The organism is Phytohabitans maris (assembly GCF_031085175.1).
Classification (GTDB): Bacteria; Actinomycetota; Actinomycetes; order Mycobacteriales; family Micromonosporaceae; genus Phytohabitans; species Phytohabitans maris.
Map to the genome: position 1 here is coordinate 21,741 of NZ_JAVHUY010000058.1, position 11,956 is coordinate 33,696.

At 70.3% G+C, this 11,956-nt stretch carries 11 protein-coding genes and 1 tRNA gene; 8 read left to right on the plus strand and 4 right to left on the minus strand.

From position 1 onward, the window contains the following. Positions 1-9: 9 nt before the first annotated feature. Positions 10-82, minus strand: a tRNA-Thr gene (locus RB614_RS39180). Between the two features lie 40 nt (positions 83-122). On the opposite strand from RB614_RS39180, the gene RB614_RS39185 reads away from it, so the two are divergent. Next, on the plus strand, positions 123-1,889 hold the full coding sequence (locus RB614_RS39185) for a metallophosphoesterase (RefSeq protein ID WP_428983200.1): 1,767 nt from the start codon (positions 123-125) through the stop codon (positions 1,887-1,889). On the opposite strand, the gene RB614_RS39190 is transcribed toward RB614_RS39185, so the two are convergent. Further along, positions 1,886-2,605 (minus strand): hypothetical protein, encoded by a 720-nt coding sequence (locus RB614_RS39190; protein WP_308717784.1) that lies wholly within the window; start codon positions 2,603-2,605, stop codon positions 1,886-1,888. The genes RB614_RS39185 and RB614_RS39190 overlap by 4 nt on opposite strands. A gap of 212 nt (positions 2,606-2,817) precedes the next feature. Between RB614_RS39190 and RB614_RS39195 the strand changes: the two genes are divergently transcribed. From RB614_RS39195 to RB614_RS39205, 3 genes are all read left to right on the plus strand, one after another. Then, positions 2,818-3,357, plus strand: coding sequence for a DUF2231 domain-containing protein (locus RB614_RS39195; RefSeq protein WP_308717785.1), 540 nt, complete (start codon positions 2,818-2,820; stop codon positions 3,355-3,357). 402 nt (positions 3,358-3,759) lie between these two features. Continuing rightward, complete coding sequence (locus tag RB614_RS39200; RefSeq protein ID WP_308717786.1) at positions 3,760-4,308, plus strand: type 1 glutamine amidotransferase domain-containing protein; 549 nt, start codon at positions 3,760-3,762, stop codon at positions 4,306-4,308. Beyond that, complete coding sequence (locus RB614_RS39205) at positions 4,266-6,029, plus strand: MDR family MFS transporter (RefSeq protein ID WP_308717787.1); 1,764 nt, start codon at positions 4,266-4,268, stop codon at positions 6,027-6,029. The genes RB614_RS39200 and RB614_RS39205 overlap by 43 nt, the downstream gene beginning before the upstream one ends. Positions 6,030-6,110: 81 nt before the next feature. Here the strand turns inward: RB614_RS39205 and RB614_RS39210 are convergent, their stop codons facing one another. After that, positions 6,111-6,605 carry an NUDIX domain-containing protein gene (locus tag RB614_RS39210; protein WP_308717788.1) on the minus strand — a complete coding sequence of 165 codons (495 nt, stop codon included), beginning with the start codon at positions 6,603-6,605 and terminating at the stop codon, positions 6,111-6,113. A 66-nt stretch (positions 6,606-6,671) separates the two neighbouring features. On the opposite strand from RB614_RS39210, the gene RB614_RS39215 reads away from it, so the two are divergent. Beyond that, positions 6,672-8,306 carry a fatty acid--CoA ligase gene (locus RB614_RS39215; RefSeq protein WP_308717789.1) on the plus strand — a complete coding sequence of 545 codons (1,635 nt, stop codon included), beginning with the start codon at positions 6,672-6,674 and terminating at the stop codon, positions 8,304-8,306. A gap of 4 nt (positions 8,307-8,310) precedes the next feature. Here the strand turns inward: RB614_RS39215 and ku are convergent, their stop codons facing one another. Further along, positions 8,311-9,309, minus strand: a complete 999-nt coding sequence (gene ku, locus RB614_RS39220; RefSeq protein WP_308717790.1) for a non-homologous end joining protein Ku — start codon at positions 9,307-9,309, stop codon at positions 8,311-8,313. 132 nt (positions 9,310-9,441) lie between these two features. Here ku and ligD (RB614_RS39225) point away from each other — a divergent pair, with 132 nt between their 5' ends. The 3 genes from ligD (RB614_RS39225) to RB614_RS39235 are packed head-to-tail and all read left to right on the plus strand — an operon-like array spanning position 9,442 to position 11,927. Continuing rightward, positions 9,442-10,380 (plus strand): non-homologous end-joining DNA ligase, encoded by a 939-nt coding sequence (gene ligD / locus RB614_RS39225; RefSeq protein ID WP_308717791.1) that lies wholly within the window; start codon positions 9,442-9,444, stop codon positions 10,378-10,380. After that, positions 10,373-11,368 (plus strand): non-homologous end-joining DNA ligase, encoded by a 996-nt coding sequence (gene ligD, locus RB614_RS39230; RefSeq protein ID WP_308717792.1) that lies wholly within the window; start codon positions 10,373-10,375, stop codon positions 11,366-11,368. Before ligD (RB614_RS39225) ends, ligD (RB614_RS39230) begins: the two co-directional genes overlap by 8 nt. 25 nt (positions 11,369-11,393) lie before the next feature. Continuing rightward, positions 11,394-11,927, plus strand: coding sequence for a TetR/AcrR family transcriptional regulator (locus RB614_RS39235; RefSeq protein WP_308717793.1), 534 nt, complete (start codon positions 11,394-11,396; stop codon positions 11,925-11,927). The last annotated feature ends 29 nt before the right edge of the window (positions 11,928-11,956 follow it).

Genomic DNA, 11,956 nt, shown 5'->3' on the forward strand with positions numbered 1-11,956 from the left:
CCTTTCACGAGCCGCCTGACGGAATCGAACCGTCGACCTATTCATTACGAGTGAATCGCTCTGCCGACTGAGCTAAGGCGGCAACGGTGGTCAAGTGTACGGCACGCTGCCCGCCGGGTCGCATGGGTTCCCTCCATCGGCTACCTGGGGGCAGCGCATCGACACTTGCCGCGACTAGGCTGCCAGCGGTGAGCGAAGCCCCGCACACGGCGCCCCCGCGCCCGCGCACCCTCGACCCGCTTGAGCTCGGCTTCACCCCGCGCAAGCGGGTGCCCTGGCTGGCGCCGTTGCTCCTGCTCAGCACCGGCCTCCGCACCCTGCTGGCCATCCTCTTCGGTGCCTACCTCGACAAGCGCGAGCTGCAAAACGCGCTGCCCGGCCGGATCTACCGCCAGCCCGGCACCGGCGGTGAGCTGTGGCTGGACTACGTGGCGGACCTCGGCGACGGCTTCGACGCGACGTACTCGGTGGCGTATCTGCTGGCGCAGCCGGAGCTCGACCTCGACGGGCGGCGACTGCCCCGCGGCCAGGTCCTGGTCATGGGTGGCGACCAGGTCTATCCCACCGCGAGCGGCTCGGCCTACGAAGACCGCTGCAAGGGGCCCTACCAGGCCGCGCTCCCCGGGCCGCCGGCCGAGGGCCCGCGCCCCACGCTCTTTGCGATCGCCGGCAACCACGACTGGTACGACGGGCTGACCGCGTTCCTGCGGCTCTTCGCGCGGCGCAAGGACGGCGAGATCGGCGGGTGGCGCACCGAGCAAAACCGGTCGTACTTCGCCACCGAGCTGCCAGCCGGATGGTGGCTTTTCGGCATCGACGAGCAGTTCGGGGCATACCTGGACGACCCGCAGCTGATCTACTTCGAGGAGGCCGCCCGCCACCTGGGGCCGGACGACCAGGTGGTGCTGGTGGTGCCGGCGCCCACCTGGGTGAAGGCCGTGGACGACCCAGGCGCGTACGACGCGGTCGACTACTTCATCCGCACCGTGATCGCCCCGACCGGCGCCCGCGTCCCGCTGATCGTCGCGGGTGACCTGCATCACTACGCCCGCTACGTCAACGGCGAGCGCCAGCTCCTCACCTGCGGCGGTGGCGGCGCATACCTCTACCCGACCCACAAGCTCCCCGAGCGCATCTCGGTGCCACCGCCCGACACGCTCGCCCGCCGGGCCAGCCGCAGCCTGCCGTACGACCTGGCCGGCACCTACCCCGAGCCCGAGCGCTCCCGCCGCTTCGGGTGGGGCATATTCGGGCGGCTGCCGCTGCGCAACCCGGGCTTCGCGGTCATGCTCGGCCTGCTGCACACGCTGCTGATGCTGCCGATGGTCGGCGTGGTGCACCGCAACGGCGCGAGCGAGACCCGCATCTTCAGCATCCCGCTCGCCATCATGCTGCTGGTCACGGTCGCCTGCGCGGTGCTCTTCGCCAAACCACCGAGCGCGGGCGGCAAGCGCCAGGTGCGGCACTGGCTGCTCGGCCTGACCCACGGCCTGGCCCAGGTGGGGCTGGGGGTGCTCGGCACCTGGGCGTGGCTCCAGTTCCCCTTCGTCGACTGGGCATGGCCACTGCCCCCGGTCGCCGCCGCAGTGCTCTACGGCCCGATCGTCGGCTACGTGGCCAGCCTGCTCGTGGCGACGTACCTGCTGGTGGCCGGCGCGTTCGGGGTCAACCTCAACGAGCTCTTCGCCGGCCAGGGCATCGAAGACGCCAAGAGCTTCCTGCGCATGCACATCGCCGCCGACGGCACCCTCACGATCTACCCGGTCGCGGTCGACCACGTCTGCCACCACTGGGAAGCCAACCCCGACGGCGCCGCCGGCTCATCGTGGGTCGAGCCCAAAGCCCCCATCCGGGTACGCCTTGCCGAAGCCCCCGTCGTGATCCGCTAGGCGACCGACCCGGTCACGGTGATCGAGTCGATCTGGAGCAGCGGCGCGGTGGTGCCGCCGCCCAGCTGGGTCTCGTAGTCGAACGCGCCGAGCACCGTCACCTTGGCCGTGAAGAGGTCGTCCTCGACGACCTTGGCGAGCTGCGGTGTCTCGCCGGTCAGGATGGTGTTCGTCTCGTAGTCGACGTACCCGTAGCTCGGCTTGCGCTTCTTGCCGCCCACGTTTCCGCGGAAGGTGTCAGTGCCCGTGGCGGCGTCGAACTGGGTCACCAGGCCGTGTACGACGATCCGCTCGCCGGCGTGCGCCTCGGGGTCCTTCGCGATGAGCAGCCACTGGCGGTCCGTGATCGCCTTGTGCGGCGCGGCGGGCTTCGGTGGTGGTGGCGCAGCCGCGGTCGTCGGGGCCGGCGGCGGCGTGTTGACCACGCTGCCGTTGCCCGAGGTCGCGCAGACCACGGCGCCGGAGGTGGCGTCCACGGCGTACCCGCCGCAGGTCGAAGAGGGCGACGGGCTCGGCGCGGGTGCGGCGGCCGGCGTTTCCGCGGTCGTGATCAGGAACGTGCCGCCCGCCGCCAGGAAGAGCACCGAGAACACGGCGAACGCGGTGCCGAAGGCCAACCCTCGGTTGCGCGCCCGTGGCGGCGCCGGCAGTACGTCGGCGAGGCGGGTCGGCTCGGTGGGGGCGGGGACGATCGGCAGGTCGGGAGGGGTGTTCATGGGGACTCCACGGTCACGGGTGGATGGTCACCGGACCGTACGCGCGGCGGTCGTACCGTCACTGTCGGTTGTTTGACTTCGCACCCGGACGGGGACCGTACGTGGCCGAGGCGCGACTGTTCGGCCGCTGGGCGCGTATGTTTGATGGACGGCTATCCGGGTACCGCATCGACGTCTTTCACAGCGCCCAGCCAGTCGAAAGCGCGGCCATCATGCAGACACGGCTCAATATCTCCGGTCATCCGGTCCATCCGCTGATGATGACCCTGCCCCTGGGGCTGATCGTCTGCGCGATCCTCTTCGACTTCGGCGCGCTGGTCGGGCTCGACTTCCTCGGCCAGGTCGGCTACTGGACGCTGGTGGCGGGGCTCTTCGCCGCCATCCTGGCGGTCGGGGCCGGGATGATCGACCTGTGGGACGTGCCGGCCGGCGCGGGCAAGCGCCGCGTCGTGGCGTACGAGCTGGTCAATCTCGGGATGGTCGCCCTCTTCGCGATCGTGTGCCTGGTCCGGGTGGAGACCCAGGCCGGCCCGCCCACCGCCGGCATCTTCCTGGTCGAGCTGCTCGCCCTGGCGATCGGCGGCTACGGGGCCTGGCTCGGCGCCTCGATGGTCCGTGAGTTTCGGATCGGCGCCGAGCCCGTCGACGACCTGCCGACCGCGGCCATCTTCCCCGCGGACGCCCGCCGCCCCCGCCCACCGGAGGCCCGCCGCCCGCGTCCGGCGCCCGCCCGCGCCGATCGGGCCCGCTAGCCCCCGTTCGAAGTCCTTGCCGGGCTGCGGCGGGCCTACGCGGGCGCCGGGCGAAGTAGATCGTGGTACTTTTTGGCCCCCCTGTGGGCACTTGCGTACCACGGTCTGATGTGGAAGGGCATGCACCGTTCGCGTGCCCCGACGCGGAGGGTGAGGCCGCGGGAATGCACCCCAAGAAAACGCTCCGCTGCGCTCCGCGTTTCCCCGGGGACCCCGCGCAACGGTCCGGACCACGACGGGCGTCGCGGTAGCTCGAATCTGTTTCTTGGAATGGGTCCTCCGGGTCTTGGGCGGGCGGGCCGCGGGGCGCTCGCGCCAGAGGGGTTGTCCAGCGGCACGGCGGGCGAGGTTTGCCGCGAAGGGCCCTGGGAAGGAGCAATGGGAGAGGAGGTCGAAAGAACCATGCCTACGACACTTCAGGGCAAGCGGGTCGCCTTTCTCGCCACCGACGGGGTGGAGGAGGTCGAATACACCAAGCCGCGCGAGGCGGTCGAGCAGGCAGGCGGCCAGCCGGAGCTGATCTCGATCAAGCCGGGCCAGATCCAGGCGTTCCGGCATCTGGACAAGTCGGCGACGTACCCGGTCGACCGGACCGTGGGCGACGCGAGCCCGGACGACTACGACGCGCTGGTCCTCCCCGGCGGCGTGGCCAACCCCGACGCGCTGCGTACCCACCCGGACGTGGTCCGGTTCGTCAAGTCGTTCTTCGACGCGCACAAGCCGGTCGCCGCCATCTGTCACGCCCCCTGGACGCTCATCGAGGCCGGCGTCGTCGACGGGCGCACCGTCACCTCGTGGCCGAGCCTCCGCACTGATCTGCGCAACGCCGGTGCCACCTGGGTCGACGAGCAGGTGTACGTCGACAACGGCCTGGTGACCAGCCGTAAGCCCGACGACCTGCCGGCCTTTTGCGACAAGATGGTCGAGGAGATCGCCGAGGGCAAACACTGAGAGCGACCTCCGCGCGGGCCTCGGGTGCCCGCGCGGGGGACCTCGGGCCTCGTCCGTCACGTTTAGCGGCGAATCAGGGCCCCGACAGCCGTAAACGGGCCGAGACTGGGATCATGACCACCGCCGACGTCAGCAGGCCCCGCCTGAGCCAGCAGCAGATCCTCCTCCTCATGGCCGGCCTGATGAGCGGCATGCTGCTGGCGGCGCTGGACCAGACCATCGTCGGCACCGCGCTGCCCACGATCGTCGGCGAGCTCGGCGGCATCGACCACTACTCATGGGTGGTCACCGCGTACCTGCTGGCGTCCACCGCCTCGACGCCGCTCTACGGCAAGATCTCCGACCTGTACGGCCGCCGCCCGGTCTTCCTCTTCTCGATCGGCACGTTCCTGGTCGGCTCGCTCCTCGCCGGGCTCTCCCAGGACATGACCCAGCTGATCATCACGCGCGGCATCCAGGGCCTGGGCGCGGGCGGCCTGATGACGCTCGCGTTCACGATCATCTCGGACGTGGTCTCGCCCCGCGAACGTGGCCGTTACCAAGGCCTTTTCGGCGCCGTCTTCGGCGTCGCCTCGGTCGCCGGCCCGCTGGTCGGCGGCTACTTCGCCGAGCACGACTGGCGGTGGATCTTCTACGTCAACGTGCCGATCGGCGTGCTCGCCATCGTGGTCTGCTACCACGTAATGCGGCTGATCCCGTTTCACCGCCGCCCGCACTCGGTCGACTGGCTCGGCGCGGCGCTCATGGTGGCCGGCGTGAGCTGCCTGCTGCTGGGGCTGAGCTGGGGCGGCAACCAGTACTCCTGGGGCTCGCCCACGATCGTCGGCCTCTTCGTCGCCGGCGGTGTGCTCGCCGTCCTCTTCCTGCTCCAGGAGTCCCGGGCCAGCGAGCCGATCCTGCCGCTCAAGCTCTTCCGCCGCCGGACGTTCGCGCTGGCCAATGCGGCCGGCTTCATCCTCGGCCTGGTGATGTTCGGGTCGATCATCTTCATCCCGCTGTACCTGCAGATCGTCAAGGGTGCGACACCCACCCGCAGCGGCCTGCTGATGCTGCCGATGATGGCCGGCGTGATCGTCACCTCGGTGCTCTCCGGGCGGGCGATGAGCCGGATCGGCCGGTACAAGTGGTTTCCCGTCGCCGGCTCGGCCGTGCTGACCGCGGGCATGCTGCTCTTCACCCAGCTGCACGTGGACACATCGCTGTGGCTGGCGTTCGGCTACATGGTGGTGATCGGCGTCGGCCTCGGCCTGTGCATGCAGTCGCTGGTGCTCGCCGTCCAGAACGCGGTCGACCTGCGCGACCTCGGCGCCGGTACCTCGGCCGCCACGTTCTTCCGCTCGCTGGGCGGTTCGTTCGGCGTGGCGATCCTCGGCGCGGTGCTCTCCTCCCGGCTCGGCTCGGAGCTCGCCGAACGGCTGCCGGGCGCGGTCAGCCGCCTCACGCCGGAGCAGGCGGCCCGCTTCGAGGCGTCGGGCGGCGCGTCCAACTTCTCGATCAACGAGCCTGCGGTGATCCGGGCGCTGCCGGAGCCGCTGCGCGAGGCGATCCAGTTCGCGTTCGTGGACGCGCTACAGGTGGTCTTCCTGATCGCCGGGCTGGTCGCGATCCTCGCGGTCCTGGTGACGCTCGCGATGCCGGACCGCGAGCTGCGCGGTGCCGCGCCGGTCACCGGCGAGGAGAGCGCCACCGACGCGGAGGCCCGCGCCCAGACGATGATCTAGAGAGCTGCCAGGCCGTGATCGAAGCTCCCTTCACGTCGTTCTAGCGACTTGACGGGAGCCTCGATCACGGAGGCCCATCAGCTATTTGAGTACCATTTGTCCGGTTCGCTCGAACGCGGCCAGGTCGGCCAGCGACTCGTGCACGCTGCGGGAGAGCGTCGGCGGCATCTCCTCGGGGTGGTAGAAACCGGCGTCGATGGTCTCGTCGGTCACCCGCGCCAGCTGGCCCGCCCACCGGTCGACCCGGAAGGCGGTCACGAAGAGCTGGTAGGTGTCGGCGTACATGTTCGTGAACGTGTACGCCGGGCCGGTGTAGAACGCGAACGGCGTCACCTCCGCCGCGCGCAGGCCGGTCTCCTCGTACACCTCCCGCACCGCGCAGTCGGCGATCGACTCGCCCAGCTCCATGGCGCCCGCCGGGACCGCCCAGATGCCGTTGTCGCGCCGCCGGATCAGCAGCACGCGCCCGTGCTCGTCGTAGACGATCGCGCGGGCACCGACGAACAGCAGGGTGCGGTCGCCGGCGAGCGCGCGCAGCTGGCCGAGGTACGACTCCGCCCAGGAAATGCTCGCCACGGCCCGATCCTAGATGCCCGGCCGATCCCTTCCGTTGATGTGATCCAGGCCACTACATTCGGGAGCATGCGCAGCACGATGATGGACGCCCCACTGCTGGTTTCCCGGATCCTCGAGCACGGCAGCACCGTGCACGGCACCGCGGATGTCGCCACCTGGACCGGTGCCGGCAGCAGCCGCATGACGTACGCCCAGGTGGGCGCCACCGCGGCCCAGCTCGCCCACGCCCTCCGCGACGACCTGGGGGTGACCGGCGACCAGCGGGTGGCCACCTTCATGTGGAACAACGCGGAGCACCTCGTCGCCTACCTCGGCGTGCCCAGCATGGGTGCCGTGCTGCACACGCTCAACCTGCGGCTGTTTCCCGACCAGATCACGTACATCGCCAACCACGCCGAGGACCGCGTCGTCATCGTCGACAGCACGCTGATCCCGCTGCTGGCCAAGGTGCTGCCCGCGATGTCCACTGTGGAGCACGTGGTGGTGGTCGGCGGGGGTGACGTGGCCCCGCTGGGCGACAGCGCGGCCGTACACCGGTGGGACGACCTGCTGCGCGACAAGCCGGAGCGCTTCGACTGGCCGGCGCTCGACGAGCGCGACGCCGCCGCCCTCTGCTACACCTCCGGCACGACCGGACACCCGAAGGGCGTGGCGTACTCGCACCGTTCCATCTGGCTGCACTCGATGCAGGTCTGCGCGCCCGAGGGTTTCGGGCTGAGCCCGGCCGACCGCGAGCTGGCGATCGTCCCGATGTTTCACGCGATGTCGTGGGGCATCCCGTTCGCCGCGCTGATGTCGGGAGCCTCGCTGATCATGCCCGACCGCTTCCTCAAGGGTGAACCGATCGCCCAGATGATCGAGGTCGAGCGCCCCACCAAGGCCGGCGCGGTGCCGACCATCTGGACCGAGGTGCTGTCCTACCTGGACACCCACGACGTCGACGTCTCCTCGCTCAAGGAGGTCATCGTCGGCGGTTCGGCCTGCCCGCCGGCGCTGATGGCCGCGTTCAAGGAGCGCTACGGCATCGAGATCATCCACGCCTGGGGCATGACCGAGATGTCCCCGCTCGGCTCGGTCTCCCGCACCCCCGCCGGCGCGACCGGCGAGGCCGCGTGGGGGTACCGGATCACGCAGGGGCGCGTGCCGGCCGGCGTCGCCGCCCGCATCGTCGGCCCGCTGGGCGAGCGGATGCCCGCCGACGGCAGGTCCGTGGGCGAGCTCGAGGTCCGCGGGCCGTGGACGACCTCGCGGTACATCGGGGAGGAGATCCCCGACCCGGAGAAGTTCCGCGACGGCTGGCTGCGCACCGGCGACGTCGGCACCCTGTCGGCGGACGGCTTCATCACCCTCACCGACCGCGCCAAAGACGTCATCAAGTCCGGCGGCGAGTGGATCTCGTCGGTGGAGCTGGAAAACGCGCTGATGGCCCACCCCGCGGTGCTGGAGGCCTGCGTGGTCGGCGTGCCCGACGAGCGCTGGGACGAGCGCCCGCTGGCCACCGTCGTGCTCCGGGAGGGCGCGACGGCCAGCGCCGAGGAGCTGCGCGAGTTCCTCGGCGAGCGGGTCGCCCGGTGGCAGCTCCCCGAGCGGTGGGCCTTCATCGAGGCGGTGCCGAAGACGAGCGTCGGCAAGTTCGACAAGAAGCAGGTCCGCTCCAGCTACGCCGCCGGCGCCCTCGACGTCACCGAGGTGACCAGATAGCCGGTCAGGCGGACTTGCGGGCGGCGGTCTTCTTCGCGGGGGCCTTCTTCGCCGCCTTCTTGGCGGGCTCGGCCTTCTTCGCGGCCGCCTTCTTCTCCGGCTCGGCCTTCTTGGCGGGTGCCTTCTTCTCCGGCTCCGCCGTCTTGGCCGAGCGCGCGGACGCCGACCGTGCGGACGCCGACCGTGCGGACGAGATGGGCGTGGGCTCGCCGCCGCCCTCTTCGCCGCGGGCGGCGCGGGCCCGCTCGACCGACGCCTTCAGTGCGGCCATCAGGTCGACGGCGGCGGCCGGGGCCTCCTCGACCTCCTCCGGCTGAACGACCTCGCGCCCCTCGACCTTGGCGTCGATGACCTCCTGGAGCGCCTCGCGGTAGTTGTCGGTGTAGTCCTGCGGGTCGAATTCGCCGGCCATCGAGTCGATCAGCGAGCCGGCCATGGCCAGCTCGGGCGGGCGGACCTCGATGTCCTCGTCGAGGAAGTTGAAGTCGGGCTTTCGGATCTCGTCCGGCCACAGCATGGTGTTGAGCAGCAGCACACCGTCGCGTACCCGCAGGGTGGCGAGCTGCTCGCGCTGGCGGAGCGCCACCTTGACGATCGCGACCCGGTCGGCGTCGGAGAGGGCGTCGCGGAGCAGCACGTACGGCTTGGTGGCCGCGCCCTCGGGCTCCATGAAATACGCCTTGTTGTACAGGATCGGGTCGACCTGGTCGGCCGGCACGAACTCCAGCACGTCGATCGCGTGCGAGGTGCTCAGCGGGAGGTCGGCGAAGTCTTCGTCGGTGAGGATGACCATCTCGCCACCGCCGATGTCGTACCCCTTGGCGATGTCGTCGTAGCTGACCTCTTCGCCACAGATGGAGCACGTGCGCTTGTACCGGATACGGCCGCCGTCTTCCCGGTGAACTTGGTGAAAACGGATATCCTTCTCTTCGGTCGCCGAATACAACTTTACGGCGATCGATACGAGGCCGAACGAGACCGCGCCCTTCCAAATTGCCCGCATCCTGGCTCCCTACCCGTGCTGACCTGCCCGGAACCCCCGCCGCGCATCCTTTGTGGCACAGCCCGGTCACACCAGGATCGCACCGTGATGAACGGGACGCGAGGCCTTCGGAGCGGATCTATGGTGGGTCCTGTGGCTGGTGTGCTGCTGAAACCCATGCTCGCGACCACCGGGGAGCGGCTTCCGGCCGGTTCCGGTTGGGCGTATGAGTTCAAATGGGACGGGGTTCGCGCGATCACCGAAATCACCGACGGTGTCTCGCGCATGTGGGCCCGCTCCGGCGCCGAGATCACCGTCGCGTACCCCGAGCTGGCGCGCGTCGGCGCCACCCTCGACGACGCGGTCCTGGACGGCGAGGTGGTGCTGCTCGACGCGGCGGGGCGGCCGAGCTTCACGATGCTCGCCGAGCGGATGCACGTACGGGAGAAGGCCCGGGCGGCCCGGCTGGCGGCGAGCATGCCGGTGACGTACATGATCTTCGACCTGCTGCGGCTGGGCGGCACCGACCTGACCGGCCTGCCCTACCGGGAGCGCCGGGGAGCGCTGGAGTCGCTGGCGCTGGCGGGACCACGCTGGGCGGTACCGCCGAGCTTCTCCGACGGCCCCGCGACGTACGCCGCGGCGCAGGAGAACCAGCTCGAAGGCCTGGTCGCCAAGCGGCTCGACTCGACCTACCGGCCGGGCGTCCGCACCGGTGACTGGGTCAAGGTGAAGGCGGAGTTCACGGCCGAGTTCGTGATCGGCGGGTGGCGGCCGGGCGCCCGCAAGATCGGTGGCCTGCTGGTCGGCGTGCCGGAGCCGGACGGGCGGCTGGCGTTCCGCGGGCGGGTCGGCGGCGGCATCGGGGCGGCGGCCGAGCGGGCGCTGCTCAAGGAGTTGGAGCCGCGGCGGGGCGGGGCGTCACCGTTCACCGAGATCCCGTCCGAAGATGCCCGTGGCGCGATCTGGGTAAGACCGGAGATCGTGGTGGAGGTGAAGTTCGGCCAGCGCACGCCGGACCGGAGACTGCGCTTCCCCCGGTTTCTGCGACTGCGCCCGGACCTGCGACCGGAGGATGTGGACGATGGCTGAGCAGCGGATCCGGGTCGAGGTCGAGGGCCAGTCGCTGGAGCTGTCCAACCTGGACAAGGTGCTCTACCCGGCGGCCGGCTTCACCAAGGGCGAGATCATCAACTACTACACCCGGGTCGCGCCCGCGCTGCTGCCACACCTGCGGGACCGGGCGCTGACCCGGATCCGCTTCCCGAACGGCGTCGACGGGCAGTCGTTCTTCGAGAAGAACAAGCCCGGCGGTACCCCCGAATGGGTGCGGGTCGAGACGATGCCGGTGCCCGGGTCGACCAAGGACCGGGAGACGATCGACTACGTCGTCGCCGACGACCTGCCGACGCTGGTGTGGCTGGCCAACCTGGCCGCGCTCGAGCTGCACACCCCGCAGTGGCGGATCGGCAACGCCGCGGGGCTGGCGGGATCCGGTCCGAGGAGCGCAGCGACGAGGCCGGATGACGCCGGCCGCTCGGGGCGCTCAGCGAGCGAAGTGAGCGCGGCAGGCATGGCGCCCGACCTGATGGTGGTCGACCTCGACCCGGGCGCGCCGGCCGGGCTGCGCGAGTGCTGCGCCGTGGCGGTGCTGATGCGCGACCGGCTGGCGCAGGACGGGCTGACCGCCTACCCGAAGACCTCCGGCAAGAAGGGTATGCAGCTCAGCTGCCCGATCGCCGGCACGCAGACGGCCGAGGAGGTCTCCGCGTACGCCAAGCGGATCGCCGAGGAGCTGGAGCGGGACACCCCGAAGTCGATCACGTCGAAGATGACCAAGCGGCTGCGGTCGGGCAAGGTCTTCATCGACTGGAGTCAAAACAGTGCCGCCAAGACCACGGTCGCGCCGTACTCGCTGCGGGCCCAGGCCACGCCGACCGTCTCCACCCCGCTGACCTGGGAGGAGGTGGAGGAGGGTGGCGCGCGGGCGTTCACCCCGGAGGAGGTGCTGGAGCGGGTCGAGGAGTACGGCGACCTGCTCGAAGACCTGCTGACCCCCGGGCCTTCCCTGCCTGGTTAGTGAGTGATAACTTACTGGCGTGCGGATGAGTGCGGAGGATCGGCGGGTCGCTGTGCTCCGCGCCGCCCGTGAGGAGTTCGGCCTGAGCGGGCTCAACGGCGCCTCCACCGAGGCCATCGCCCGCCGGGTCGGCGTCTCCCAGCCATACCTCTTCCGGCTCTTCCCGACCAAAAAGGCGATCTTCCTCGCCAGCATCAACCACTGCTTCGACTTCGTGGAATCTCTCTTCGAGGAGACCGCGGCGGGGCTCACCGGCGAGGAAGCGCTCAAGGAGATGGGTCGGGCCTACAAGTCGCTGCTCGGCGACAAGGCGACGCTCCAGATGCAGCTGCAGATGTGGGCGGCCGCCTGCCACGACGACGAGATCCGGCAGCTCGCCCGAGACCGGGTGAGCCGGCTGTGGCGCCAGGTCGTGCGCCTGTCCGGGGCGGACGACCACCGGGTCATGCAGTTTCTGGGGGCGGGCATGCTGCTCAACGTCATGGCCGCGATGGACCTGCCCGGGATCGACGAGCAGCTCGGCGAGGCGCTCACCGGTCTCGCCGAGCCTCCTGCCTGAACCAAACCCATTCACCGAACGGGGGATCG